Origin of the sequence: Mesorhizobium sp. BR1-1-4 (assembly GCF_020165375.1) — a bacterium.
GTDB classification, from domain to species: Bacteria; Pseudomonadota; Alphaproteobacteria; order Rhizobiales; family Rhizobiaceae; genus Mesorhizobium; species Mesorhizobium australicum.
Window position 1 is genome coordinate 463,899 of the sequence record NZ_JAIUIB010000002.1, and the last position, 23,100, is coordinate 486,998.

Consider the following 23,100-nt stretch of genomic DNA (forward strand, 5'->3'; position numbering starts at 1 on the left):
CTCCCGCTTCGATTTTTTGGTCTGCCCTTCGTGGTACGCAACGCCTGGCCTGATGGCCGGCACGCGCACCGTCAAAGTGCATGAGCCGGCATTCCGGCAAGACCAGAGAAATCAAAATGGCCCTGATCAGCCTCAAATCCCTCGGCGTCACCATGAGTGCGCCGCTCTTTTCCAATCTCGACCTCAGCATCGGCAACGGCGACCGGCTCGGCATCGTCGCCGCCAACGGCCGCGGCAAGTCGACCTTGCTCAAATGCCTGACCGGCGAACTGGAACCGACGACAGGCGACATCACCCGCACGCGCGGTCTGCGTGTCGGCCATGTCGAGCAGTCCGTTGCCCCTGCCCTGCTTGGCCGCACTTTTTACGAGGTTGTGGCTGAGGCGTTACCGCCCGAACAGGCCGACAGCGAGATGTGGCGCGTCGATGTGGTTCTCGATTCGCTTGACGTGCCCGAGCCGATGCGCGGGCGAGAAATGCAGGCACTGAGCGGCGGCTGGCAGCGGCTGGCGCTGATCGCCCGCGTCTGGGTCACCGATCCCGACATGCTTTTGCTCGACGAGCCGACCAACCATCTCGACCTTGCCCGCATCAGCCAATTGGAAACCTGGCTCAACGCGCTGCCGCGCGAGGTGCCCGTCATCATCGCCAGCCATGACCGCGCCTTCCTAGACGCCACCACCAACCGGACGCTGTTCCTGCGCCCGGAACAGTCGCCGGTGTTCTCCCTCCCCTATTCCCGCGCCAGGGAGGCGCTGGACGAGGTTGACGCGTCGACCGAACGAAAATTCCAGCGCGACATGAAGGTGGCGCAGCAACTGCGCAAACAGGCGGCCAAGCTCAACAATATCGGCATCAATTCCGGCAGCGACCTGCTGACGGTCAAGACCAAGCAACTCAACCAGCGCGCGGAAAATTTGGAAGAGGCCGCCAATCCGGCGCATCGCGAGAAATCGGCGGGCGCGATTAAACTCGCCAATCGCGGTACCCACGCCAAGGTGCTGATCACGCTTGACGACGCGGCGGTCGAAACGCCCGACGGCACGCTGCTGTTCAGGACCGGCAAGCGCCACATCTGCCAGGGCGACCGCATCGTGCTGCTCGGCCGCAACGGCGTCGGCAAGTCGCGCTTCGTCACCATGATCCGCAACGCCATCCTCGTGCCGGACACGGTGCGGAATGTGAAGGTGACGCCGTCCACCGTGCTCGGCTACAGCGACCAGGCGCTGTCGGGCATCAGCGGCGACGACACGCCGCTGGCGATGGTCTCGCGCCGTTACGATGTCGGCGAACAGCGCGCCCGCTCGCTGCTTGCCGGCGCCGGCGTGGTCATCGAGATGCAGGAGAAAAAGATCGGTGTTCTGTCGGGCGGCCAGAAGGCACGGCTGATGATGCTGGCGCTCAGGCTCGCCAATCCCAATTTCTATCTGCTCGACGAGCCCACCAACCATCTCGATATAGACGGCCAGGAAGCGCTGGAGGAAGAGCTGCTGAAGCACCAGGCAAGCTGTCTGCTCGCCTCGCACGACCGCTCCTTCATCCGCGCCATCGGCAACCGCTTCTGGCTGATCGAGAAGCGGAAGCTGACCGAAGTCGAGGATCCGGAGAGCTTCTTCCGCGAGGTGGCTGAGGGAACCGGCTGAGCGGCGGGAGATCGGCATGCCTGTAAATTATTTGCTTACAGGTTCTTGACTTGTGTAAGCGATCTGTTTACATATGTCATGATCAAATCGTTCAAGAACAAGGCGCTGTCCGACCTTTTTCAAACCGGAAAAACCGGCAAGATCGATGCCAAGATGCACAAGCGCATCCTTGTTCGGCTTGACCGCCTGGAAGCATCGGAAAAGCCGGAGGAGATGAACCTTCCCGGCTTCGACTTCCATTCGCTGAAAGGCCTCGATTCCATCCGCTACACGGTCCACGTCAATGGTCCGTGGTGCATTACATTTGAATTCGACGGTAACGACGCCGCCCGCGTCGATTTCGAGCAATATCACTGAGGCGGCCAGATTTGGAGAAGTTTGACGTATGACCGTGCACGAGCCGACGCGTCCGATCGAGCGTTGCCCCTCCCACCCGGGAGCGCTGCTTGAGGACATTATCCCGGCAACTGGAAAGACCAAGGTGGAAATTGCAAATCTGCTCGGGATATCCCGGCAGCAGCTCTATGACATTATCCGCGAAAGGAAGCCGGTTTCGCCGGCGGTGGCCGCTCGCCTTGGGAAGCTGTTCGGCGACGGCGCCGCGATCTGGCTTCGGATGCAGGCGGCTTTCGATGCCTGGCACGCCGAGCGTGAGGTCGATGTTTCGGCTATTCCCACGCTCAAGGTCGCATAGGCTCTCCTCGGCGACGCCTGAACGAGATGTAAATGCTGACAAAAAATTTTCCGGGCAATCTGTCGGATCGCCCGTTGCGGCCCCGTCCTTGGGATGCCGACACGATGATGCCGGCGCCAAACCAGGGAGAATTCGTCATGTCCGTCCTGTCATCCATCGGCCGCATCGCAACCCGGTATGCCGCGGCGCGCGCCCGTCACCGCAGCGAACGCATCCTGCTGTCGCTGCCTGCCGCGCTGCGCAAGGATATCGGCTTTCCGGAAATCCTCGACACGCGGAACAACCGTTGACGCTCGCCGCCTCTCAGGCGAGCGCGAATCAATCATGTGTATCGCCCGAAAGCGGCGTCGCACGCATCGACGCACGCCTTTCGAAAGCCTCGAACCAGCGCGTCAGCCGCGCCCGCGAACCAAACGACGGAAGATGACGGAACGCCATCCAGGACAGCGTGGTGGCTAGCGCAATATGTCCAACATGGAGCGGCGCCTCGTCGTCAAGGGCGCCCTCGGCCCAGTCGTAGGTCGCCTCGATCTTCTGCCGATATCCTTCGGCAAGAGCATCATAGCGCAGCTGTTCGGGTCTCCTTTCCGTCTCCCAGCGCAAGGCGATGCCCGTCTGCGCAAGGCCTTGGGCGGCCGATTGCAGCCGCAACGCCTGCCAGCGTGCCTCGCCGACCTGCGGCAGCAACTTCCGGTCATCATGCAGCGTATCGAGATAGGCGCAGATGACGTCGGAATCGAAGATCGCCGGCGCACCCGGACGCAGCAGCACCGGCACTTGGCCTAGCGGGTTTTCGGCGTGGACACTGGCGTTGTGCAAGGTCGGGCTGGTTTCGTGATGAATGACCTGGAGCTGATCGGCGACGCCTGCCTCATGCGCGAAGACCAGCGCCTTGCGCGCGAAAGGTGAGTGGGTCTGATAATAGAGGATCATTGTCGTCTCCGGGCTGAGTAGGCGGCGCGCAATCCAACTCTTTTAGCTTGGGAGCCGAGAGAATTGCGCTCTGATTGGAAGCCGCCGACGCAAGTTCGTTGCACGCCTTCCCAACCCATCGGTTGTCGCCCGGCCAAAAATTTTCGGCGTCCTGTAGGATTGCCGTCATCTCATCCGTCCTATGGTCCGCAAGGCCAAACCAACGTGAAGAGGAACATGCAATGACCGACCAGACCCCACCCCGGCCAAAAGTGCTTGGCGGATTGACCCCCTATATTCAGGTCGACGGTGCCATCAAGGCGGCCGAGTTCTACAAGAAGGCTTTCGGGGCCGAGGAAGTCTTTGCCTACCCGGCGGACGAAAAAGGCCGCACCATGCATATCCATCTCTATATCAACGGCTCGACACTGATGCTGGGCGACGCCTATCCGGAACACGGCCATCCGCACCAGGTGGCGCAGGGCTATACGCTGCAGCTCCATCTCGGCAAGGATGATATCGACGCTTGGTGGAAGCGCGCCGTCGACGCCGGCTGCGAGGCCGTCACGCCGCTGCAGGTGATGTTCTGGGGCGACCGCTGGGGCCAGGTGAAGGATCCCTTCGGCGTCGCATGGGCAATGAACGCACCGACGGAATAGGCTTTAGCGAGCGCGCCCCCTCGCCGAGGGGATGCGCCTAACCGCGCCGGTTCGTATCCCTGCCGACCCGGCGTTCGAATTCAGCAAAGAGGAGACCACCATGTCCTATGTTGATGGCTTCGTGCTTGCCGTGCCGAAGGCAAATCTCGATGACTATAAAAAGCTCGCCAACCTCGCAGGCCCCATATGGATGGAACATGGCGCGCTCGCCTATGTCGAATGCATCGGCGACGACGTGCCCTATGGCGAAATCACCTCGTTTCCGCGTGCCGTTCAGGCCAAGGATGATGAAATCGTCGTTTTCTCCTGGGCCGTATACAAATCCAGGCAGGATCGCGATGCGGTGATGGCCAAGGTGATGGCCGACCCTCGTCTGCAGCGCGATATGGCCACGATGCCGTTCGACGGCAAGCGCATGATCTTCGGCGGCTTCCAGCCCTTCATGGAACTTTGAGACAGCTCGACCGCCGTTCGCAGGCCGGCCTTACCGCGCTATCGGCCTATCCGAGCTTATCCAGCAGTGGTTTCAGCCTGTCGCCATAGCGCTTCCACAGATCGACCGAGCCCTGGTACATGGGCTGGCGCACCTGCGCGGCCGACGCCGTGCGCACCGGCCTGTCGGTTTCGTGGAACGACAGCACGGCATCGTCCCATGGCAGGCCGAGATAGTCGATCAGCGCCCGGCTCTGCCCATCCTGGTCGGCGACGAAATCCTCGTAGCGCACATCGTGCACGACGCCGGGCAGCACCTTGTGCCAATGCGCCATGATGTCGGTGTAGAGATTGTGGAAATCGGCGAGCTCACCGAGGTCATAGCCATAGCGGTGGCTGTCGCCGCGGAAATGCACCTTGTAGATCGACAGGCATGTCGCCGCCGCATCGCGGGCGCAATGGATGATCCTGGCCTTCGGCAGCATCATGTGGATGAAGCCGACAAGCAGGAAGTTGCCCGGCATCTTGTCGGTGACGTGGCGCATATGCGGATACCGGGCATGCAGCATGTCCAGATAGGCCTGCCCCGCCTCGGCGAAATCCCTATCGTCCGTGTCGGCCACCCCCCAGGGGAAGCCGCCCGGCATGTTCGACGGGAACTGCTTGCCGACCGCCGTCTTCAGGATGCTGAGCTCACCCGCGCCATAGACCTGGGGGTGACTGGCGATGATCTGTTCGACCAGCGTCGTACCCGAACGCGGCATGCCGACGACGAAGATCGGCGCGTCGTCGGCAATCGGGCTCGGTCTGTGCTTTTCGAAGAAGCCGGCATCGAACACCGTCTTCATTGCCTCGAATTCGGCGCGCGTCTTCACCGGGTCGTAGTCGATGCCCTTGCGGCGGATGGCATTGCCCTCGGCGAAATAGTCGAAGGCCCTGCCATAATCCTTGAGATCGTCATTGGCCTTGCCGAGGCCAAACGACAGCTGCATGCGTGCCAGGCTGTCCTGAGGCGCCTTGGCGTGCTGCGCCTCCATGCCAGTCATTTCGGCATCGCGCTCCTTCTGGCGCTTGACCTGCGTCAGCATCAGCCACGCGCGGGCCATGCCGGGCTGGATCGCCACCGCCTGCCGGAACAGGCCGGTCGCCTCGTCGAGCTTGCCCTTTTCCATCAGCCCGACGCCCAGTCCGTGCAGCAGGTCGGCATCCCTAGGCCGGATGGTCAGTGCCTCCTGGAAGACAGCCAGCGCCTCGTCGAGGCGTCCGGCTTCCTGCAGGGTTTCGGCAAGTCCGATACGGGCGCGCACGTGGAATGGATTGCGCTGCACCGTGCCGCGATAGATGTCCTCGGCCTCGTCGAACCGGCCGATCTGCTTCAGCGACGAGCCGAGATTGTCGCGCGCCGCGAGCTGCTCCGGCCGCAGGTCCACCGCGCCGCGAAAGAAATCGATCGCCGCCGCGACACGGCCCAGATCGCGCATCACCGTGCCGAGATTGTTGAGGAAGTCGGGATTGGTCGGCTGCAGCTGAACCGACTGTTCGAGGAAATCCATGCCTTCTTCGCTGCGCCCCGTCTGGTGCAGCAGCAACCCCAGGAAATGCGCCGCGGCCGCGTGTTTGGGCTGACGCGTCAGCACCTGGCGGTAGATCGCCTCGGCCTCCTGCCGGCGCCCGGCCTGGTGCAGTTGCAATGCCTGCTGCACATACTGGTCGAGGCCCAGCGGCGGCTGTCCTCCCCCGCCAGACTTGGCCGCGCCAGGCTTGGTCCCCGCACCCGCCGCTCTTCTCTGATCTCTGTTGATGGGACACCTACCGTGTTCGTGCGCCTGCCGCGATCTAGGCCATCGGCGTTACAGGTTCAAGGCTTTGCTTGATTCTGCGCCTCACGTCGCGGCGAAAGCGATCAAATCAGGCGATTGGTCTCTGCAACCTGCCTGGCCCGCCTCACAGTTCCATCGGTATCGGAGATCGTTCGCCTTGCCGCCTCGTCGCTTCTGATGGTCAGCCGCGCCGACTGGACGGCCATCGGCTTTCCGGCAGCGCCAATGGGGTACGTGGCGATTGACCTGACGATCGGATTGATCGCCATGCTCTTCCCTTTCGAAGTTCTGATTGAATCCATGGCTTTATCCCTTTTAGAAAAAATAAAAACATAGGCGCCGAGGAAAAACTCGGCACATCCCGAAGAAATTTTCGAAGATATCCGCAGACATAGCAGATTTATTCCAAAATTATATCCGTCTATTTTTCAAATGGAAGCAAGGAATTTCGTTATTACTCTTGAATAGAGCGCCGATTTCCGTTATATATCACATATGGTTTGGGCCAGAATTGGCATCTCGCGGCGTCAGAGGTTCTCGACCCGCCAATCTCATCCCAAAAGGCCAGGACAATGCCCGACCGCACCACCCGTTCCATCGCCCATTTCACCGCGCCATTCATGCTCGGTGGCCTGGAAGGACAACTGCCGGCCGGCGACTACGACATCGATCACGACGAGGAGTTGATCGAGGACATGTCGCGGCTTGCCTGGCGCCGCGTCGCCACCTTCATCCATCTGCCGGCAAAGGCGGTGAACAACCCGCTCACCAGCCAGCTCGTCGCCATCGACCACCTGGACCTCGAAACCGCGCTGGTGCGCGACCGGGAGAATGCAGCATGATCCGTTTTCAACAGAATGCGCGACCGCGCACCGACACCCCCTCGCATCTCTTCGCCATCGGCCAGACCGTGCGGATGAAAAGCCGGACCGGCTTGGTCAACAAGGCCGCGGAACTGTTCGAGATCAAGAGCAGGCTGCCGGTCAAGGACGGTTCCCCGCAATACCGCATCCGCAGCGACCAGGAGACCCACGAACGGGTCACCACGGAAGACAATCTCGAACTGGCCGACAATCCGGCCAGCTGAGCGGAGGCCAGCCGACACACCGCGCAACCGCAAACGCCTCGCGGCGTGAGCCTGCACACCAGATGCAGGAGTTTTGCGATGTCCCTCACCGCCTTTGCCCTCAACTGTTCGCTGAAAGCATCCAGCGACAAGGAAAAATCGTCCACCGACAAGATCATCGCCGATCTGCTCGCGGCGCTCAAACCGCATGGCGTGGAAGGCGAGGTCGTGCGCACGCTTGATCATGACATCAAGCCTGGCGTGCTCTCCGACATGGGCAGGGGCGACGACTGGCCTGGCCTGCGCGAAAAGATCCTGGCCGCCGATATCTTCATTCTCGGCTTGCCGATCTGGTTGGGCCAGCCATCGAGCGTCGCCAAGCGCGTCATGGAGCGGATGGATGCCTTTCTCGAGGAGACCGACGACAAGGGCCGCATGCCGGCCGCCGGCAAGGTGGCCCTGGTGGCGATTGTCGGCAACGAGGACGGCGCGCATCATTGCCATGCGGAGTGCTTCCAGGCGCTGAACGATGTCGGCTTCACCATTCCCGCCAATGGCGGCGTCTACTGGGTCGGTGAAGCCATGCATGACGTCAATTACGTCGACCTGCCGAAAACCCCCGCCAAGGTTACCGAAGCCATCGAAATGGCGGCCTCAAACGCTGCTCATCTGGCCGGCCTGCTCAAGAGCAAAGCTTATGTTGGCGTGGACAAATAATGGCCTTCCCCTCATGCGGGAGACGGCAGAATCTCAGCACGGCCCCTCGCCGACGATGCGGTAATCCGAGGCCCGCACCTCGCAGGCGTTGGGGAAGGTGCGCATCTCTCCATGCCGGCGGGCGCACACCGGAGCATATTCGCGGGTGCAGAACGTCTGCTCGCCACCGCCGCCACCGCCATCACCGCCGTGACAGGCGCCGTCACGCACGATGCGATAACCCGCCCGATCGGCCAGACAGGCATTGGCGAAGGTCTGGCGATCTCCGCCGCGCCGGGCGCAGACCGGCTCGTATTGCTTGGTGCAGAATTGCGGTTCAGGGCGCGGCGGACGCGGTCGCGGCCCAGGTCCGTCATCGACGACGACCGTGCAGGCGGCAAGAATTGCCGACAGGAAAAGGACGGCAAAAACCTGCCGTGAAAAGATCGCCGCAAGAAACCTCATGATCGTCTCTCCCTCGATCCCCGTCCCGGTCCGTACCGCCCAAGACTGCGTGGCGGTTCGTTGATGATGATATCGATCAAAACAAGATTTGGATCAGTCACCCAATGGCGTGATCGTCGTCATTCCACCGCCAATTGCAACCCTTGTTTGCGGCTTCTGTAGGAGAACGACACCCGAACCGATGGGGCCCAGCCGCGTCCCCGGCAATCGTCGCTCCTGGCCCATCCATGACCGGTGCTGTGGGCCGATGACCCTTCCGCCAACGAAGCCTATTTGCGGCCGGTCGACGCTTTGATCGGTCGATTTTTGCGTCGGGATGCGCCAAGGGCGGCGGCCCGCGGCGCTATCTTGCAACCTTCACGTTTCCGTGCGATAAATTCTGTGTTCGGGCATTTGCGACCCGGAGAGCGGAACGTTTTGGACGACCTTTCCCCGATACTGTGAATCTCTGACGGCCCCGTTTTTCGGCGGGGGGTTTGACCATGCGCCAATGCATGACTGCCGAAAGCAACCACCAGGAACTGCCCTCGACGCCAGGTGGCGGGCAGGACCACCAAGACTGAACGGGTGAAGGAGTTTCCCCAATGGCCCAGACCGGCACCGTTAAATTCTTCAATGCGACCAAAGGCTTCGGTTTCATCACGCCCGACGGCGGCGCCAAGGACGTGTTCGTCCACATTTCAGCGATCGAGGCCTCGGGCCTGCGCACGCTCGTCGATGGCCAGAAGGTCACTTTCGACGTCGAGCCGGACCGCATGGGCAAGGGCCCGAAGGCGGTCAACCTGCGCGCAGCCTGAGCGATCGGCGCGCGCGCATCCCAGGCGGATGGGCGAACGAGGAGCTTGACCAGCACCTGGGCAGGCAGACGGGTTTTTGAAAGGCGCGGCGGTTTTCGCCGCGCCTTTTTCATGTCCGCCGCGCAGCGCAGACTCATCTCATCCGGAAGTTCATCCCGGGTCCGGGCCAATGACGCGCATCAAAACAAGCACTTAAAGCGACGTGCTTTAAGTACCAGCAAAACTTTCTCTTGCCGATAGCGCTAAAATAAAGGACAAATTTGCATTCGGGCATTTGCCGGCCCGAGACTGGAGTTTATGGGATCAAAGGAGCTTCCCATGCCGCAGACCGGCACCGTCAAATTCTTCAACCATGCCAAGGGCTTCGGCTTCATCACACCGGATGATGGCGCGAAGGATGTCTTCGTCCATATTTCGGCCGTGCAGGCGTCGGGTCTCCCCGGTCTCGAAGATGGGCAGAAAGTGACATTCGACACCGAGCCGGACAAGCGCGGCAAGGGACCCAAGGCCGTCAACCTGTCGGTCGGCTGAGCCGGCTTCGGACCGGCTCCGACAGTCAGGTCCGCGCCGAAAGGTGCGGTTTTGAGGCGGTGAAAGAATGCGTGCGGCCAAATTTTCGTTCAGCCCCCGTTCAGCCACGGTCCCATATTAGTCATTCGTAAAGCCGGACTGCATCCCCTGCAAGAAACTGCACGGTCCGGTACGAAGGAGACCAAGATGAACCGCATTTTCAAGACAGCCGTGCTGTCCGCAGCCGTGGTCGCCACCACGCTGGGGACCTTCTCGGCGGCCAATGCCGATGACTGGCGCCGTTGGCACCATCACGGCCATGGCCATGGCGATGCCGTGGCAGCCGGCGTTCTCGGCCTTGCCGCCGGCGCATTGATCGGTGGCGCATTGGCTAATGACCGGCCACCGCCCGATTCCGACCGTTATTACGATGACGGTTACTACGATCGTGACGTGCGGGTGCGCCCTGCCCCGGTCCGCCGCTACTACGCGGAACCGCAGGTGGTCTATGCCGACCGTTACGCCGAACCGTGGACGCGCGGCTGGTACGAGTACTGCTCGGACCGCTACCGCACCTTCAATTCCCGTACCGGCACCTTCACCGGCAGCGACGGCGAACAGCATTTCTGCACCGCAAACTGAGGCTTCCCTGCCCCAAACAAAAATGCGCTGACCGCAAGGCCAGCGCTTTTTTGTTGTCGGTTTGTTGGGCTTCCGGCAGCGGTCCCCATCTCATTCAGGTCAAAAACGGGTTGGTTCGCCGTTCCTCGCCAAAACGCCCGCCGGGGCCATGGCCGCAGATGAAGCCGATGTCGTCGCCGAGCGGCAACAGCTTGTTTTTGATCGAGGCGATGAGGGCCGCATGGTCGCCGCCGGGCAGGTCGGTGCGGCCGACCGAACCGCGAAACAGAACATCGCCGACATGGGCGAATTTGGCGGCGCGGTTATAATAGACGACGTGGCCCGGTGCGTGGCCGGGACAATGCAGCACCTCGAACACATGGCCGCCGAACGACACCGTCTCGCCTTCGGCGAGGAACCGATCGGGCACGCAGTTTCGCACACCGCCGATGCCGTAGCGCCTGCCCTGGTTTTCCAGATTGTCGAGCAGCATCTTGTCGGCTTCATGCGGGCCGATGATCTCGACGCCGAGTGCTTCCTTCAGTTCCATGGCGCCGCCGGCATGATCGATATGACCGTGCGTGATCCAGATCGCCTCGGCCGCGATCGCGTTGTCCTTCAACGTTGCCAGCACCTTGTCGATGTCGCCGCCCGGATCCACGACGACGCCATGCTTGTCGTCCATGTCGAACAGGATGGTGCAGTTCTGCTGGAACGGTGTGACCGGCACGATGCCGGCATTGAGCTGACCCATGATCGTCCTTTCGCTGTGTCAGCGATCATGTAGAGGCATCGCTTAAAACCGTCCACAGCCGGAAGGCCAAACAGTGCGTCTCCAAAGGAATGGGCGGCCGAAGCCGCCCATTCTGCGAAGCCCGAGATCGGCAGGCTTATTTCTTCATGGCGCCCATGACCGCGCCGAGAATGCCGGTCAGGATCGCGCCACCGCCGGCGCCACCGACGATGTTCTGCAGGTTGAGCGCGCTGCCCAGGCCGCTGGTCGCCGCCGCGGCCGCGTCAGGACTGATCGCACCGCCGCCAAGCAGGCTGCCGAGGATCGCCGCGCCGCCGACACCGCCGATGGCTCCGCCCAGGATTTTGGGAAGCTGACCCATTGCCGCCGTCTTGATCGCCGCGCCGACCGCCTGACCACCAATGATGCCTGTGATGATCTGAATGATGATCGGAAGAAGCGTGTTCATGTCCATATGATTAGTCCCTCCATAGCTGCCAGCCTCCCGGGCCGACACCATCATGAGACGCCGAATTGGAGGAAAGTCAAATGCAGAAACGCTGAAATAAAAGGGGCGGCCCGAAAACCGCCCCTGCTTGCGCGAAAAGCTGTGACTATCGTTATTCTGCGGCGATAGCATGCTTGGGTTGAACGGCGATAGAATAGTCGTTCATGAGATTCTTGGCGATCTCGCCGACTTCGAATCGGTAAGGGCCGATCTCCGAAACCGGGGTTACTTCCGCTGCCGTTCCGGTCAGGAAGCACTGCTCGAACCCTTCCAGTTCTTCCGGCAGGATGGCGCGTTCGATGATCTCCAGGCCGCGATCCCTGGCGAGACCAATGACCGTGCGGCGGGTAATGCCGTCGAGGAAGCAATCGGGCTTGGGCGTGTGGATCTTGCCGTCCTTGACGAAGAAGATGTTGGCGCCCGTCGCTTCGGCGACCTGGCCCCGCCAGTCGAGCATCATGGCGTCGGCATAGCCCTTGGCCTCGGCGGCATGCTTGGACATGGTGCAGATCATGTAGAGGCCGGCGGCCTTCGACCGCGACGGCGCCGTGCGCGGATCGGGCCGGCGCCATTCCGCCACATCGAGACGGATGCCCTTCAGCTTCTGCGCCGGGTCGAAATAGCTCGGCCATTGCCAAATGGCGATGGCGACGTTGATGCGGTTGTTTTGCGCCGAAACACCCATCTGCTCGCTGCCGCGCCAGGCGATCGGCCTGACATAGGCGTCCTGGAAGCCCTGCTTCTTCAGGAGCGTGGTCGACGCGTCGTTGAGCTCGGCCACCGAATAGGGAATCTTGAAGCCGAGCAGGCGTGCCGATTCATGCAGGCGTTCCGTATGCTCGTTGAGCTTGAAGATCTCGCCGCCATAGGCGCGCTCACCCTCGAAGACCGCGCTGGCGTAATGCAGGCCGTGGGTCAGCACATGAATCTTGGCGTCCCCCCACGGGACGAACGCGCCATTCATCCAGATGAAGCCGTCCAGTTGATCGAAGGGAACGGATGCCATGATAACCTCCCGCGGGTCGCGACCCGCATATCCTAGTGTCGTTGCGTGTTCTTTTTTGGCAGCGCCATGTGGTTGGAGACGCCGGCCGGTGTCTGGAAGCGTAAGCGGATAATCGCGCCCTGGCAAACTCAGGAAGTTCCGGAAAAACCGGCCTGCCTCGCCTTTTCGTTCGCAATCCGCCCAAAAGCTTGTCAAAAATTACCATTGCAGGGAAATTACGTCAATAGTACTGACATAATCTCCCGTTCCCATGGAGAAATGATGACGGATAAAAGCCCAGCTGCCGGAAAACCGATCAGGACCGCGATCACCAGCGAGGACGGCATTGACTTCGCTCTCATCGAACTCTTCTTCTTCGCCTATCGCGACTTCACCTCCGATCCCGATCAGATCCTGGCCGACTACGGCTTCGGCCGCGCCCACCACCGCGTGCTGCATTTCGTCAACCGCCGGCCGGGCCTGACCGTCGCCGAATTGCTCGACGTGCTGAAGATAACCAAGCAGAGCCTGGCGCGTGTGCTGAAGCAATTGATCGACACCGATCACGTCGTGCAGTTGCAGGGCCCGCGCGACCGTCGCCAGCGCGAACTCTATCCGACGGCCAAGGGCCGTGCGCTGGCGCTGGCGCTGGCGCGGCCACAGTCACGCCGCATCCGTGCTGCATTGGAAGATTCCGGCGCCACCGAACGGGCCTTGGTGGAACGCTTCCTCGAAGCAATGGTCAATCCGGAACTGAGAGCTCAGATCGACGTTGGGTCCGCAAAAATGTCAGGGAAAAGCCATGGAGAGCACTGAGAGGGTCGACACCGCGGCCGCACCGGATGACGACGCACCACATCTGCTCGTGGTCGACGACGACACCCGCATTCGCAATCTTCTCAAGCAGTATCTGACCGAAAACGGCTTTCGCGTCACCGTCGCCGGCAATGCCGGCGAGGCCCGCCGCAAGCTCGCCGGCCTCGATTTCGACCTGCTCGTGCTCGACGTGATGATGCCGGGAGAAAGCGGCGTCGATCTCACCAAGGCGCTGCGTGCCGAGAAGAACGTGCCGATCCTGATGCTGACGGCCTTGTCGGAAACCGACAGCCGCATCTCGGGGCTCGAAGCCGGCGCCGACGATTACCTGCCAAAACCCTTCGACCCGCGCGAGCTGATCCTGCGCATCAACAACATCCTGCGCCGTGGCGGCCCGGCGGCGACGCCCAAGGTCGAGCAGCTGGTGTTCGGCCCCTACACCTTCCAGATCGCCAGGCGCGAACTGAAGCGCGGCGGCGAGGCGCTGAAGCTGACCGACCGCGAACAGGAGATCCTGGCGATCTTCGCCGCGCGCGCCGGCGAAACCATCCCCCGCCACGAACTCGTCGGCGACGATTCGGAAGTCGGCGAGCGCACCATCGACGTCCAGATCAACCGGCTGCGCCGCAAGATCGAGCGCGATCCGTCCAATCCGGTCTGGCTGCAGACCGTGCGCGGTATTGGGTATCGGCTCAGCGTGGAATAGAATGCCGGCGGCGGCCCAAGTGCATGGTCCCGAAAAGTGGGAACCGGTTTTCGGAAAAGATCATGCTCCAACAAAGAGTTGGATCAGGATGACGATTCAGCCAAACGTCATCCCGACCCAATACCGCCGACGGATGAAAAGAGCCAATGGCGACCACGGAACTGGAACAGCCGGACAATGACGGTTTGAGTGCACGCGCCACACGGTCGCTCAAGGCGGTGCCGCGCATCTGGAACCGGTTCTGGCGCCTGGTTTCGCTTTACATGCCCAAGCGCCTCTATGCGCGCTCGCTGATCATCGTCATCGCGCCGATGATCCTTTTGCAGTCGGTCGTCGCGTTCGATTTCATGGAACGCCACTGGGCAACCGTGACGCAACGCCTGTCGCAGGCCACCGTGCGCGACATCGCCGCCATCATAGACCTGATCGAGACTTATCCGCACGACGCCGACTACGCCAACATCATCCGCATCGCGCAGGATCGCATGCAGCTGAAGGTCGATCTCCTGCCGCCCGATCCGCTGCCGCCGCCCGGTCCAAAGCCGTTCTTCTCTATCCTCGACGATGTTCTCTCCGCCGAAATCACCCGGCAGATCAACCGCCCCTTCTGGATCGACACTGTCGGCAATTCCAACATCATCGAAGTGCGCGTCCAGCTCGAGAACAAGGTGCTGCGCGTCTTCGTGCGCCGCAGCCAGGCCTATGCCTCCAACACCCACATTTTCCTGATCTGGATGGTCGGCACATCGCTGGTGCTCCTGATGATCGCCATCCCCTTCCTGCGCAACCAGATCCGGCCGATCCTGGCGCTTGCCGAGGCCGCCGAAAGCTTCGGCAAGGGCCGGCCGATGCCGCGCGATTTCCGCCCGCGCGGGGCCGAAGAGGTGCGCCGCGCCGGCTTTGCCTTCATCCAGATGCGCGAGCGCATCGAGCGCCAGATCGAGCAGCGCACGGCCATGCTGACCGGTGTCAGCCATGATCTCAGGACCATCCTTACTCGCTTCAAGCTGCAGCTGGCGTTGGCCGGCGGCAAGGCCGAGACCAAGGCGGCGCTCGACCAGGACATCGAGGACATGCAGTCGATGCTGGAAGGCTATCTCGCCTTTGCCAAGGGCGAGGCCTCGGAGGACCCGGGACGTTTCGATCTCGAAGCCTATTTCCAGAAGCTTGGCGAAGAAGCGAACTTGCGCAAATGCAGACTGTCGACGACGCTTTCCGGCGATCCGACCGTGCATGTCAGGCCGAACGCCTTCGCGCGGCTGCTGTCCAACGTCATCGGCAATGCCTTCCGCTATGCCCGCACCGTTGAGGTCACCGCCGACCACGGCCGCGGCTCGCTTCTGGTCACCGTCGACGATAATGGGCCAGGCATTCCGGCCGACAGGCGCGAAGACGTGTTCAAGCCCTTCGTGCGGCTCGACGAAGCCCGTAATCTCGACGCCAGCGGCACCGGGCTCGGCCTGTCGATCGCCCGCGACATCGCCCGCAGCCATGGCGGCGACATCACGCTCGACGACAGCCCGATGGGTGGCCTGCGCGCGGTGATCAAGGTTCCGGCCTGATTTCTATTTGGCATGATCTTGCCTGAAAACCGCTTTCGACTTTTCGGGATCACGGTCTGCTTCATCCGCCCGTCATGAAACCATGGTCAAGAGCGCGCATGAAGCGCGCGACCGCACTTGATTCGTCCTTGCCGCCTCACTTCGACCCCGTGCCCGTCAGGGTGCGCTGGAGCGAAGCGAGGGCGGCCGCATGGTCGCCGTTCCGGCATCGTTTCAAGGCAATCGCCGGCCTCCGGAGCAAAGGACCGCCATGCGCATAGTGATGGTCACCGACGCCTGGCGCCCGCAGGTCAACGGCGTCGTCCACACGCTGGAGCGGCTCACCGAGACCCTGAAATCCTTCGACGTCGCGGTCGAGTTCCTGACCCCGAACATCTTTCGCACCCTGCCCCTGCCGACCTACCCCGACATCCGCCTGGCGCTGACCACGCCCGGCCATGTCGCGCGCCTGATCGACGGCTACAAGGCCGACCACATCCACATCGTCACCGAAGGACCGCTTGGCATCATGGCGCGGCGCCATTGCCGCAATGCCGGCCGGCCGTTCACCACCAGCTACCACACCCGCTTTCCCGAATATCTCAGCGCCCGCCTGCCGGTGCCGGAGAGCTGGGCCTATCGCTGGCTGCGCGATTTCCACAATTCGGGCCAAGGCACGCTGGTCGCCACCCAGTCGCTCGCCGACGATCTCACGGCGCGCGGCTTCAACAAGCTGAGGCCCTGGACGCGTGGCGTCGACACCGAGCATTTCCGGCCCGACAAGCGCAAGAACCTCGGCTTCCCCAGCCCGGTCTTCCTCTGTGTCGGCCGCGTCGCCATCGAAAAGAACCTGTCGGCCTTCCTCGACCTAGACCTGCCCGGCAGCAAGGTGATCGTCGGTGAAGGGCCCGAGCTTGCCAAGCTGAAGGCGAAATATCCTAGGGCGCATTTCCTCGGCCATCGCCCCAATGACGAACTGGCCGAAATTTACGCCTCGGCCGACGTCTTCGTCTTCCCCAGCCGCACGGACACTTTCGGAAATGTCATCATCGAGGCGCTGGCCAGCGGCACGCCGGTCGCCGCCTATCCGGTGACCGGGCCGATCGACATCGTTGGTGACGGTGTCGGCGGTGCTGTTTCCACCGATTTGCGCGAGGCCGCGCTGGCCGCGCTCGACGTCAGCCGCGACCAGGCCCGCGAGCGCGCCATGCGCTACAGTTGGAAGGCCTGCGCGGAAATGTTTCTCGACGCGGTCGGGGAAGCACTGGGAAAGACGCGCAAGCTGGCGGCCTGATCCGACAGGCCGGCGGGGACGCCAAGGAACGAGGCGGTATTCTGGTTGGCCTCGGAAAGCCTAGAACAGCCTGCCGCCGTCCGGCACCTTGCGCTCGATGGCGCCCAACACCACGGCGCCCTCTTCATCGGGAAAGCCGAGCGTCAGCACTTCCGACATGAACGGGCCGATCTGGCGCGGCGGGAAATTGACCACCGCGAAGACCTGGCGGCCGATCAAGGTCTCGGGCGTATAATATTTGGTGATCTGCGCCGAGGACTTCTTCACTCCGATCTCGGGTCCGAAATCGATCTTCAGCTTGAAGGCCGGCTTGCGCGCCTCCGGAAACGGTTCGGCCTCGACGATCGTGCCGGCACGGATGTCGACACGATCGAAATCGGCGAAGCTGATTTCAGGCTTGCGCTCGTTGTTTGAACCCATGTCGAACGCTTCTGCTCAGGCGTTGCCGAAGGTCTCGAACAGCACGCCGGCCAGCGCGTCCTTGGCCGAGGTTCCCGACCAGACGACGAACTGGAAAGCCTGGAAATAGCATTCGCAGGCTTCCAGCGCCGAGGACAAAAGCACCTCGACCTGCTGGCTCGAGGGTTCGACCCCGCCGGCGAGCAGCAGCGACTGGCGGAACATGATCGCGCCTTCCTGCTCCCACAGGTCGAAATGGCCGAACAGCATCTGTTCGTTGATCAGCGACAACAGCCGCATCACTTCCAGCGTGCGGGCTTCCGGCACTTTAATGTCGAAGGCGCAGGCAAGGTGCAGCGCCTCGAAATCCTCCATCCACGAGAAGGAGACGTGATAGTCGGTCCAGCTGCCGGCAACCGAGATCGAGATTTCGTCATCGCCGGCCCGTTCGAAGGACCAGTCATTGTTGTGGGCCACCTGCTCGATCACATCCACCGGATGGATTTCGCGGGAAAATTCGAGTTCGAGAAGTTCCATGGAATGCTTCCTGTGTTCAGGGGGAGCGCCACACGCTCCGCGGGGCACACACGACGAACAATCTTGTCTAGAACTCGGACGGCCGGGACTTATCAACGCAAAGACCCCAGACCGAACCCCACCGCCCGGTTGCATGACCCTGCTCCGAATCATGCAACAAATTCAGTCTATTGATCGGGAGTCGCGTGAACAGCCCAATTTTTCGCACTGCGTCATTCGCATGTGGAAAGGTGCCTGTCACAAAGAGTCACGCAATGCCGGTAAGCGATTCACGGCAAAGCGATTTTCAGGCTGGTGCTTTGTGGAAAAGTTTAACGAATTATTTTTTCGGCTTGGGCTTCGCCGGCGCCGCAGGTGTGGCCTGACCGGTCAGCTCGGCGATCCTGGCCTCGAGCGTCTCGATGCGCGAGGCGAGCCTGCCGTTTTCTTCCCTCGCCTTGGCGGCCATCTCGCGCGCGGCCTCGAACTCCTCGCGCTGCACGACATCCATGGAGTTGAGGATGCGTTCCGCCTGGCCCTTGAAGGCCGTCTCCACCTCGCGCCGCACGCCTTGAGCGGCACCGGCGGCATCGGTCATCAGCTTGGCGAATTCATCGAGAATGCGGTTCGGTCCGGTCGACATGGCAAATCCTCGCTTGCTTGATTTGAATTAGTGACGTGGCGCCAGGAATGCAAGAACGTTGGGACCCGATGCGGCCTCCGCGCTGCTATGGCGCACGTCCCGCATGATGGGCGCGGGTCCTGCAGGAGCCTCTCGAACGGCTCCGAAGCTGTACTTGGTAGCGGCAACTCGCCTATTGTAAGGCCCTCGTCTCCCTTCACGCACGTTTCAATCAGGATCACCAATGGCAACGCCCCCGCGCAGACCGACAAATCCGACGGAAGCCGCCGAAGCAGTCTTCAAGCCGGTCAAGAAACCGGCCGCGGCCCCGCCTCGCGAACCCTCCACCGCACCGAATGCCCGCGAGCTTGTCTCGATCAGGATCGACCGGGCCGTGCTCGATCATTTCCAGGAAGATGGTCCCGGCTGGCAGGACAGGATCAACGACGCCTTGCGCGAAGTGGTGGCCGCCAAGCCCAGGGGGTAAGCACGGCTTCCCCGGCGACGGAGCTGGAAGCGAATCTGTTCCCGGACCCGAATCTGTTCCCGCAGCATTGACGCCCGTGACCTTGCCTTGACCCTGCCAAAACCCTGCCGCATGGTCCGCGCCGATCGCAACCGAGAGCTCCCCGTTGAACGAATATTTCCTGCTGCCGCTGGCTTCGCTGCCTTTTCCCAATATCAATCCGATCCTCGTCCAGATCGGGCCGCTGGCGGTGCACTGGTACGGCATCGGTTACATCGTAGGCATCCTGTTTGCCTGGTGGTATGCCAAGCGGCTCGCCGCCAATCCTAAACTCTGGCCCGACGGCGTCCTGCCGATGAAGCCTGAGGATCTCGACGATTTCATTGTCTGGGCGGCCATTGGCGTGGTTCTGGGCGGCCGCACCGGCTATGTCCTGTTCTACGACCTGGCGCGCTATATCGCCCATCCGCTCGACATCTTCGCTGTCTGGCAAGGCGGCATGTCCTTTCATGGCGGCCTGCTCGGGGTCATCCTCGCCATGACGCTGTTTTCCATAAAGCGCGGCATCCGCACCTGGTCGCTGTTCGATGTCGTGGCAGCTGGCGTGCCGGTCGGTCTCGGTCTCGTGCGCGTCGCCAACTTCATCAACTCCGAGCTCTGGGGGCGGCCCACCGATGTGCCCTGGGCGATCGAATTCCCCAATGGCGGTCCGTTCACCCGCCATCCGAGCCAGCTTTACGAGGCCTTGCTCGAAGGGCTGGTGCTGTTTGTCGTGCTGCGCATCCTTACCCATTCGCGCCTCAAGCTGAAGACACCGCGCTTTGTCGGCGGCGCCTTCATCTGCGGCTACGGCCTGTCACGAATTTTCGTGGAGTTCTTCCGCGAACCCGACCAGCAGCTCGGCTATCTCCTCGGCACCAACTGGCTGACCATGGGCATGATCCTGTCGACGCCGATGGTGCTGGCCGGCATCTGGGCGATGGCGACGGCCAAGCCGATGACGCAAGCGCAGCCGCAGGCGACATGACGCGGCTGAAGGCTCGTATCGTCGACCTGATCGAGGCGGTCGGTCCGATGCCCATCAACGAATACATGGCGCTGTGCCTGTTCGATCCGCGCGATGGTTATTACACCACGCACGAGCCGTTCGGCGCGGCCGGCGACTTCATCACCGCGCCGGAGATCAGCCAGATGTTCGGCGAACTCGTCGCCGTCTGGCTTTATCAGGCTTGGGCGGCGATCGGCCGGCCGATGCCGGTCACCGTCGCCGAGATCGGCCCCGGCCGTGGCACGCTGATGAAGGACATGCTGCGCACTCTGTCGCGGCTCGATCCGGCCTTGGCCAATGGCGCCGCCTTCGCCATGATCGAGACCAGTCCGCGCTTGGCCGAGATCCAGAAGCAGACGCTTGGAGCGACACCCTTCGCGATAGACTGGCATGAAGCGATCGAGACCCTGCCCCATCAACCGCTGTTGATCGTCGGCAACGAATTGTTCGATGCCGTGCCGATCCGCCAGTTCATCCGCGCCGGCGCCGACTGGCGCGAGCGCATGGTCGGCCTGGACGATGCCGACAATCTTTGCTTCTTCGCCGGCGCCGGCTCGGTCGACCCGACGCTGCTGCCCAGGGATGCGGCCGACGCGCCGCAAGGCGCGATCGTCGAAATCGCGCCCGCCCGCACCGCCTTGATGGCGGCGATCGCTGAGCGCATGGCGGCTCATGGCGGCGCCGGGCTATTCCTCGACTACGGCCATCTGCGGCCCGGCGTCGGCGACACGCTGCAGGCCTTGCGCCGGCACAATCACGAAGATGTGCTGGCCAATCCCGGTGAGGCAGACCTTACGTCCCATGTCGATTTCGCCGCTCTTGCAGCGATCGTGCGCGCGCATGGTCTCGATGCCCATCTGTCGACGCAGGGCAATTTCCTGCTCGGCATGGGCATTCTGGAGCGCGCCGGCCAGCTGGGCGCCGATGCCGGCCAGGCGGCACGCGACAACATATCGGATGCCGTCGAACGGCTCGCCGGGCCGCAAGCGATGGGCGAACTCTTCAAGGTCCTGGCCGTCGTTCCACGCGACGTCTCCGTCAGGCCCTTCGCAACGGCGGATTGACTTTTCGTCGCTACCCCTCCCAATCTCCCGTCCGGTAAAAGAGCCGCCGGACTGCCGGCCGCTTTTCCTTGACGAAACCGCCCACACGGACAACAACGCCCGCATGCTCAATCAGACCAAACCGGATCCCATTCGGTCGCCGCTGCTGGACAAGGCACAGGCACAAGGCATCCGCCACGGCTATTTCACCCGCATCGGCGGCGTCTCCACGGGCATCTACCGGGGCCTCAACATCGGCACCGGGTCGGATGACGACCAGGCACTGGTGACCGAGAACCGCGCCCGTGTCGCCGCCTGGATAGGCGTGCCCGCAAATCATCTGCTGACCGCCTGGCAGGTCCATTCGCCCGACGTCATCGTCGCCAGGGAACCCTTTGCCGGCGAGCGGCCAAAGGCCGACGCCATCGTCACCGACCGGCAGGGCATCGCCATCGGGGCCTCAACCGCCGATTGCGGCCCGGTTCTGTTCGCGGATGCCGGCGCGCGCATCATCGGCGCCGCGCATGCCGGCTGGAAAGGCGCTTTGTCAGGCGTGCTCGAAAACACCATTGCCGCCATGGAGAGCCTCGGCGCCCGGCGCGAAAACATCATCGCCGTGCTTGGCCCTTCCATCGGCCCCGACAATTACGAAGTGGGGCCCGAATTCGTCGCCCGCTTCGTCGAGGCCGACAGCGAAAATGCCCGGTATTTCGTGCCTTCGGCCCATGCCGGCCATTCGATGTTCGACCTCAACCGCTACACGATCGACCGGCTGGCCAAGGCTGGTGTGACGGCCGATGGCCTTGGCCGCTGCACCTATGCCGAGGAAGATCTGTTTTACTCCTACCGGCGCACCACGCACCGCAGGGAGCCCGATTATGGCCGGCAGGTTTCGGCAATCGTTTTGGAGAAGGTATAATGGCGCTGCATTTTGAACGATCCGAATTCGACGCGCGGCGCGACCGGCTGATGATAGAGATGGCCGAGAAAAAGCTCGACGCCATCCTGCTGTTCGCCCAGGAAAGCATGTACTGGCTCACCGGCTACGACACGTTCGGCTTCTGTTTCTTCCAGTGCCTGGTGGTCAAGGCCGACGGCTCGATGGTGCTGCTGACCCGCTCGGCCGATCTGCGCCAGGCGCGCCAAACCTCGATCATCGACAACATTGTGCTGTGGACCGACCGCGACGGCGCCAATCCCGCGGTCGACCTGCGCAACCTGCTTAACGAACTCGACCTGCTCGGCGCCCGCATCGGCGTCGAATACGACACTCACGGCCTGACCGCCTATAATGGCCGCCGCCTGGACGAGCAGTTGCAGACCTTCGGCCAGATCGCCGACGCCTCCGGCATCGTCGGGCGGCTGCGCCTGTTCAAGAGCCCGGCCGAGGTCGCCAAGGCCGAAAAGGCAGCCAATCTCTCCGACGACGCGCTGGACGCGGCCCTGCCGCTGATCAAGCAGGGCGGCGACGAGGCGCTGATCCTGGCCGCCATGCAGGGCGCGATCTTCGCCGGCGGCGGCGACTATCCGGCCAACGAGTTCATCATCGGCTCCGGCGTCGATGCGCTGCTGTGCCGCTACAAGGCCGGCCGCCGCAAGCTCACCAAGAACGACCAGCTGACGCTCGAATGGGCCGGCGTCTTCCATCACTACCATGCGCCGATGATGCGCACGGTGCTGACCGGCAAGGTCTCCAAGCGCCATCAGGAGCTGTTCGACGCCGCACGCGCGGCACTTCTGGCCGTTGAAAAGGCGATGACGCCGGGCAACAGCTTCGGCGATGTGTTCGACGCCCATGCCCGCACCATGGAAGCGCACGGGCTGACCAAGCACCGGCTGAACGCCTGCGGCTATTCGGTCGGCGCCCGCTTCACGCCGTCCTGGATGGACATGCCGATGTTCTACCAGGGCAATCCCGAGCCGATCGCGCCGAACATGACGCTGTTTGCCCACATGATCATCATGGACTCCGAGACCGAGACGGCGATGACGCTTGGCCGCACCTACCTGACCACCGAATCCCAGCCGAAGCCGCTGTCCCGCCATGATCTCGACTTGATCGTGCAGTGAATCCATAATGGGAGGCGTTCTTCGCCAAGGAGTTAGAA

At 62.5% G+C, this 23,100-nt stretch carries 31 protein-coding genes; 22 read left to right on the top strand and 9 right to left on the bottom strand.

Features of this window, described 5'->3' with window-relative positions; all coding sequences use genetic code 11:
* Window positions 1-116 precede the first annotated feature (116 nt).
* The 4 genes from LB571_RS05450 to LB571_RS05465 all read left to right on the top strand — a co-directional run bounded on the left by LB571_RS05450 (window position 117) and on the right by LB571_RS05465 (window position 2,627).
* The gene (locus LB571_RS05450) at window positions 117-1,643 is read left to right on the top strand and encodes an ABC-F family ATP-binding cassette domain-containing protein (RefSeq protein ID WP_224592794.1); all 1,527 of its coding nucleotides are present in this window, start codon (window positions 117-119) and stop codon (window positions 1,641-1,643) included.
* Window positions 1,644-1,721: 78 nt separating this feature from the next.
* Entirely contained in the window at window positions 1,722-2,000 is a 279-nt protein-coding gene (locus LB571_RS05455) for a type II toxin-antitoxin system RelE/ParE family toxin (RefSeq protein ID WP_140664861.1), read from the top strand.
* Between the two features lie 28 nt (window positions 2,001-2,028).
* Window positions 2,029-2,337, top strand: coding sequence for a HigA family addiction module antitoxin (locus LB571_RS05460; protein ID WP_015316118.1), 309 nt, complete (start codon window positions 2,029-2,031; stop codon window positions 2,335-2,337).
* Window positions 2,338-2,369: 32 nt separating this feature from the next.
* On the top strand, window positions 2,370-2,627 hold the full coding sequence (locus LB571_RS05465) for a hypothetical protein (protein WP_015316117.1): 258 nt from the start codon (window positions 2,370-2,372) through the stop codon (window positions 2,625-2,627).
* Between the two features lie 28 nt (window positions 2,628-2,655).
* Here the strand turns inward: LB571_RS05465 and LB571_RS05470 are convergent, their stop codons facing one another.
* The gene (locus tag LB571_RS05470) at window positions 2,656-3,270 is read right to left on the bottom strand and encodes a glutathione S-transferase (protein ID WP_015316116.1); all 615 of its coding nucleotides are present in this window, start codon (window positions 3,268-3,270) and stop codon (window positions 2,656-2,658) included.
* Window positions 3,271-3,491: 221 nt separating this feature from the next.
* Here LB571_RS05470 and LB571_RS05475 point away from each other — a divergent pair, with 221 nt between their 5' ends.
* Together LB571_RS05475 and LB571_RS05480 are read left to right on the top strand one after the other, a co-directional pair.
* On the top strand, window positions 3,492-3,908 hold the full coding sequence (locus LB571_RS05475) for a VOC family protein (RefSeq protein ID WP_140664855.1): 417 nt from the start codon (window positions 3,492-3,494) through the stop codon (window positions 3,906-3,908).
* A 100-nt stretch (window positions 3,909-4,008) separates the two neighbouring features.
* Window positions 4,009-4,362: a DUF1428 domain-containing protein gene (locus LB571_RS05480; RefSeq protein WP_140617709.1), complete on the top strand. Its 354-nt coding sequence runs from the start codon at window positions 4,009-4,011 to the stop codon at window positions 4,360-4,362.
* Between the two features lie 46 nt (window positions 4,363-4,408).
* On the opposite strand, the gene LB571_RS05485 is transcribed toward LB571_RS05480, so the two are convergent.
* Window positions 4,409-6,043, bottom strand: a complete 1,635-nt coding sequence (locus LB571_RS05485; protein WP_411909926.1) for a tetratricopeptide repeat-containing sulfotransferase family protein — start codon at window positions 6,041-6,043, stop codon at window positions 4,409-4,411.
* A gap of 213 nt (window positions 6,044-6,256) precedes the next feature.
* Between LB571_RS05485 and LB571_RS05490 the strand changes: the two genes are divergently transcribed.
* The 4 genes from LB571_RS05490 (at window position 6,257) to LB571_RS05505 (ending at window position 7,943) form a co-directional block, all read left to right on the top strand.
* Entirely contained in the window at window positions 6,257-6,496 is a 240-nt protein-coding gene (locus tag LB571_RS05490) for a hypothetical protein (protein WP_181172906.1), read from the top strand.
* A 236-nt stretch (window positions 6,497-6,732) separates the two neighbouring features.
* Entirely contained in the window at window positions 6,733-7,002 is a 270-nt protein-coding gene (locus tag LB571_RS05495; protein WP_224529394.1) for a hypothetical protein, read from the top strand.
* Window positions 6,999-7,247 carry a hypothetical protein gene (locus LB571_RS05500; RefSeq protein ID WP_015316110.1) on the top strand — a complete coding sequence of 83 codons (249 nt, stop codon included), beginning with the start codon at window positions 6,999-7,001 and terminating at the stop codon, window positions 7,245-7,247. Before LB571_RS05495 ends, LB571_RS05500 begins: the two co-directional genes overlap by 4 nt.
* A 78-nt stretch (window positions 7,248-7,325) precedes the next feature.
* Window positions 7,326-7,943, top strand: coding sequence for a flavodoxin family protein (locus LB571_RS05505; protein ID WP_140823223.1), 618 nt, complete (start codon window positions 7,326-7,328; stop codon window positions 7,941-7,943).
* Window positions 7,944-7,976: 33 nt separating this feature from the next.
* Here the strand turns inward: LB571_RS05505 and LB571_RS05510 are convergent, their stop codons facing one another.
* Window positions 7,977-8,387 carry a Kazal-type serine protease inhibitor domain-containing protein gene (locus LB571_RS05510; protein WP_224592807.1) on the bottom strand — a complete coding sequence of 137 codons (411 nt, stop codon included), beginning with the start codon at window positions 8,385-8,387 and terminating at the stop codon, window positions 7,977-7,979.
* Between the two features lie 584 nt (window positions 8,388-8,971).
* On the opposite strand from LB571_RS05510, the gene LB571_RS05515 reads away from it, so the two are divergent.
* The 3 genes from LB571_RS05515 to LB571_RS05525 all read left to right on the top strand — a co-directional run bounded on the left by LB571_RS05515 (window position 8,972) and on the right by LB571_RS05525 (window position 10,336).
* Window positions 8,972-9,184, top strand: coding sequence for a cold-shock protein (locus LB571_RS05515; protein ID WP_006202520.1), 213 nt, complete (start codon window positions 8,972-8,974; stop codon window positions 9,182-9,184).
* A 318-nt stretch (window positions 9,185-9,502) separates the two neighbouring features.
* Complete coding sequence (locus tag LB571_RS05520; RefSeq protein ID WP_008877668.1) at window positions 9,503-9,715, top strand: cold-shock protein; 213 nt, start codon at window positions 9,503-9,505, stop codon at window positions 9,713-9,715.
* Between the two features lie 186 nt (window positions 9,716-9,901).
* Complete coding sequence (locus tag LB571_RS05525; protein WP_015316107.1) at window positions 9,902-10,336, top strand: BA14K family protein; 435 nt, start codon at window positions 9,902-9,904, stop codon at window positions 10,334-10,336.
* 94 nt (window positions 10,337-10,430) lie between these two features.
* On the opposite strand, the gene LB571_RS05530 is transcribed toward LB571_RS05525, so the two are convergent.
* The 3 genes from LB571_RS05530 to LB571_RS05540 form a co-directional block, all read right to left on the bottom strand.
* Entirely contained in the window at window positions 10,431-11,069 is a 639-nt protein-coding gene (locus tag LB571_RS05530) for an MBL fold metallo-hydrolase (protein WP_224592810.1), read from the bottom strand.
* Window positions 11,070-11,205: 136 nt separating this feature from the next.
* A complete protein-coding gene (locus tag LB571_RS05535) occupies window positions 11,206-11,523 on the bottom strand; it encodes a hypothetical protein (RefSeq protein ID WP_015316105.1) in 318 nt (105 codons plus the stop codon).
* A gap of 145 nt (window positions 11,524-11,668) precedes the next feature.
* Window positions 11,669-12,562 (bottom strand): branched-chain amino acid aminotransferase, encoded by an 894-nt coding sequence (locus LB571_RS05540; protein WP_140617704.1) that lies wholly within the window; start codon window positions 12,560-12,562, stop codon window positions 11,669-11,671.
* Window positions 12,563-12,823: 261 nt separating this feature from the next.
* Here LB571_RS05540 and LB571_RS05545 point away from each other — a divergent pair, with 261 nt between their 5' ends.
* From LB571_RS05545 to LB571_RS05560, 4 genes are all read left to right on the top strand, one after another.
* Window positions 12,824-13,357: a MarR family winged helix-turn-helix transcriptional regulator gene (locus LB571_RS05545; protein WP_224593035.1), complete on the top strand. Its 534-nt coding sequence runs from the start codon at window positions 12,824-12,826 to the stop codon at window positions 13,355-13,357.
* On the top strand, window positions 13,344-14,063 hold the full coding sequence (locus tag LB571_RS05550) for a response regulator (protein ID WP_023770265.1): 720 nt from the start codon (window positions 13,344-13,346) through the stop codon (window positions 14,061-14,063). Before LB571_RS05545 ends, LB571_RS05550 begins: the two co-directional genes overlap by 14 nt.
* Before the next feature lie 146 nt (window positions 14,064-14,209).
* On the top strand, window positions 14,210-15,625 hold the full coding sequence (locus LB571_RS05555) for an ATP-binding protein (protein ID WP_015316101.1): 1,416 nt from the start codon (window positions 14,210-14,212) through the stop codon (window positions 15,623-15,625).
* 250 nt (window positions 15,626-15,875) lie between these two features.
* Window positions 15,876-16,898, top strand: a complete 1,023-nt coding sequence (locus LB571_RS05560) for a glycosyltransferase family 4 protein (protein ID WP_224592813.1) — start codon at window positions 15,876-15,878, stop codon at window positions 16,896-16,898.
* Window positions 16,899-16,958: 60 nt separating this feature from the next.
* Here LB571_RS05560 and LB571_RS05565 read toward each other — a convergent pair whose 3' ends face one another.
* From LB571_RS05565 to LB571_RS05575, 3 genes are all read right to left on the bottom strand, one after another.
* Window positions 16,959-17,318: a tRNA-binding protein gene (locus LB571_RS05565; RefSeq protein WP_224529397.1), complete on the bottom strand. Its 360-nt coding sequence runs from the start codon at window positions 17,316-17,318 to the stop codon at window positions 16,959-16,961.
* A gap of 15 nt (window positions 17,319-17,333) precedes the next feature.
* Window positions 17,334-17,834, bottom strand: coding sequence for a YbjN domain-containing protein (locus LB571_RS05570; protein WP_015316098.1), 501 nt, complete (start codon window positions 17,832-17,834; stop codon window positions 17,334-17,336).
* 319 nt (window positions 17,835-18,153) lie between these two features.
* Window positions 18,154-18,456, bottom strand: coding sequence for an accessory factor UbiK family protein (locus LB571_RS05575; protein ID WP_015316097.1), 303 nt, complete (start codon window positions 18,454-18,456; stop codon window positions 18,154-18,156).
* A 223-nt stretch (window positions 18,457-18,679) separates the two neighbouring features.
* Between LB571_RS05575 and LB571_RS05580 the strand changes: the two genes are divergently transcribed.
* From LB571_RS05580 to LB571_RS05600, 5 genes are all read left to right on the top strand, one after another.
* Window positions 18,680-18,922, top strand: coding sequence for a BrnA antitoxin family protein (locus LB571_RS05580; protein WP_224592816.1), 243 nt, complete (start codon window positions 18,680-18,682; stop codon window positions 18,920-18,922).
* A gap of 145 nt (window positions 18,923-19,067) precedes the next feature.
* Entirely contained in the window at window positions 19,068-19,928 is an 861-nt protein-coding gene (gene lgt, locus LB571_RS05585) for a prolipoprotein diacylglyceryl transferase (RefSeq protein ID WP_224529405.1), read from the top strand.
* Window positions 19,925-21,013 carry a class I SAM-dependent methyltransferase gene (locus LB571_RS05590; RefSeq protein WP_224592821.1) on the top strand — a complete coding sequence of 363 codons (1,089 nt, stop codon included), beginning with the start codon at window positions 19,925-19,927 and terminating at the stop codon, window positions 21,011-21,013. The genes lgt and LB571_RS05590 overlap by 4 nt, the downstream gene beginning before the upstream one ends.
* Window positions 21,014-21,116: 103 nt before the next feature.
* Window positions 21,117-21,911: a peptidoglycan editing factor PgeF gene (pgeF, locus tag LB571_RS05595; RefSeq protein WP_224592825.1), complete on the top strand. Its 795-nt coding sequence runs from the start codon at window positions 21,117-21,119 to the stop codon at window positions 21,909-21,911.
* Entirely contained in the window at window positions 21,911-23,062 is a 1,152-nt protein-coding gene (locus LB571_RS05600) for a M24 family metallopeptidase (protein ID WP_015316092.1), read from the top strand. The genes pgeF and LB571_RS05600 overlap by 1 nt, the downstream gene beginning before the upstream one ends.
* The last annotated feature ends 38 nt before the right edge of the window (window positions 23,063-23,100 follow it).

What these genes read in the sequence shown, in the direction of transcription:
- LB571_RS05450 (WP_224592794.1), top strand. Translation starts at nt 117, where the DNA reads ATGGCCCTGATCAGCCTCAAATCCCTCGGCGTCACCATGAGTGCGCCG.
- LB571_RS05455 (WP_140664861.1), top strand. Translation starts at nt 1,722, where the DNA reads ATGATCAAATCGTTCAAGAACAAGGCGCTGTCCGACCTTTTTCAAACC.
- LB571_RS05460 (WP_015316118.1), top strand. Translation starts at nt 2,029, where the DNA reads ATGACCGTGCACGAGCCGACGCGTCCGATCGAGCGTTGCCCCTCCCAC.
- LB571_RS05465 (WP_015316117.1), top strand. Translation starts at nt 2,370, where the DNA reads ATGCTGACAAAAAATTTTCCGGGCAATCTGTCGGATCGCCCGTTGCGG.
- LB571_RS05470 (WP_015316116.1), bottom strand. Translation starts at nt 3,270, where the DNA reads ATGATCCTCTATTATCAGACCCACTCACCTTTCGCGCGCAAGGCGCTG.
- LB571_RS05475 (WP_140664855.1), top strand. Translation starts at nt 3,492, where the DNA reads ATGACCGACCAGACCCCACCCCGGCCAAAAGTGCTTGGCGGATTGACC.
- LB571_RS05480 (WP_140617709.1), top strand. Translation starts at nt 4,009, where the DNA reads ATGTCCTATGTTGATGGCTTCGTGCTTGCCGTGCCGAAGGCAAATCTC.
- LB571_RS05495 (WP_224529394.1), top strand. Translation starts at nt 6,733, where the DNA reads ATGCCCGACCGCACCACCCGTTCCATCGCCCATTTCACCGCGCCATTC.
- LB571_RS05500 (WP_015316110.1), top strand. Translation starts at nt 6,999, where the DNA reads ATGATCCGTTTTCAACAGAATGCGCGACCGCGCACCGACACCCCCTCG.
- LB571_RS05505 (WP_140823223.1), top strand. Translation starts at nt 7,326, where the DNA reads ATGTCCCTCACCGCCTTTGCCCTCAACTGTTCGCTGAAAGCATCCAGC.
- LB571_RS05510 (WP_224592807.1), bottom strand. Translation starts at nt 8,387, where the DNA reads ATGAGGTTTCTTGCGGCGATCTTTTCACGGCAGGTTTTTGCCGTCCTT.
- LB571_RS05515 (WP_006202520.1), top strand. Translation starts at nt 8,972, where the DNA reads ATGGCCCAGACCGGCACCGTTAAATTCTTCAATGCGACCAAAGGCTTC.
- LB571_RS05520 (WP_008877668.1), top strand. Translation starts at nt 9,503, where the DNA reads ATGCCGCAGACCGGCACCGTCAAATTCTTCAACCATGCCAAGGGCTTC.
- LB571_RS05525 (WP_015316107.1), top strand. Translation starts at nt 9,902, where the DNA reads ATGAACCGCATTTTCAAGACAGCCGTGCTGTCCGCAGCCGTGGTCGCC.
- LB571_RS05530 (WP_224592810.1), bottom strand. Translation starts at nt 11,069, where the DNA reads ATGGGTCAGCTCAATGCCGGCATCGTGCCGGTCACACCGTTCCAGCAG.
- LB571_RS05535 (WP_015316105.1), bottom strand. Translation starts at nt 11,523, where the DNA reads ATGGACATGAACACGCTTCTTCCGATCATCATTCAGATCATCACAGGC.
- LB571_RS05540 (WP_140617704.1), bottom strand. Translation starts at nt 12,562, where the DNA reads ATGGCATCCGTTCCCTTCGATCAACTGGACGGCTTCATCTGGATGAAT.
- LB571_RS05545 (WP_224593035.1), top strand. Translation starts at nt 12,824, where the DNA reads ATGACGGATAAAAGCCCAGCTGCCGGAAAACCGATCAGGACCGCGATC.
- LB571_RS05550 (WP_023770265.1), top strand. Translation starts at nt 13,344, where the DNA reads ATGGAGAGCACTGAGAGGGTCGACACCGCGGCCGCACCGGATGACGAC.
- LB571_RS05555 (WP_015316101.1), top strand. Translation starts at nt 14,210, where the DNA reads ATGGCGACCACGGAACTGGAACAGCCGGACAATGACGGTTTGAGTGCA.
- LB571_RS05560 (WP_224592813.1), top strand. Translation starts at nt 15,876, where the DNA reads ATGCGCATAGTGATGGTCACCGACGCCTGGCGCCCGCAGGTCAACGGC.
- LB571_RS05565 (WP_224529397.1), bottom strand. Translation starts at nt 17,318, where the DNA reads ATGGGTTCAAACAACGAGCGCAAGCCTGAAATCAGCTTCGCCGATTTC.
- LB571_RS05570 (WP_015316098.1), bottom strand. Translation starts at nt 17,834, where the DNA reads ATGGAACTTCTCGAACTCGAATTTTCCCGCGAAATCCATCCGGTGGAT.
- LB571_RS05575 (WP_015316097.1), bottom strand. Translation starts at nt 18,456, where the DNA reads ATGTCGACCGGACCGAACCGCATTCTCGATGAATTCGCCAAGCTGATG.
- LB571_RS05580 (WP_224592816.1), top strand. Translation starts at nt 18,680, where the DNA reads ATGGCAACGCCCCCGCGCAGACCGACAAATCCGACGGAAGCCGCCGAA.
- LB571_RS05590 (WP_224592821.1), top strand. Translation starts at nt 19,925, where the DNA reads ATGACGCGGCTGAAGGCTCGTATCGTCGACCTGATCGAGGCGGTCGGT.
- pgeF (WP_224592825.1), top strand. Translation starts at nt 21,117, where the DNA reads ATGCTCAATCAGACCAAACCGGATCCCATTCGGTCGCCGCTGCTGGAC.
- LB571_RS05600 (WP_015316092.1), top strand. Translation starts at nt 21,911, where the DNA reads ATGGCGCTGCATTTTGAACGATCCGAATTCGACGCGCGGCGCGACCGG.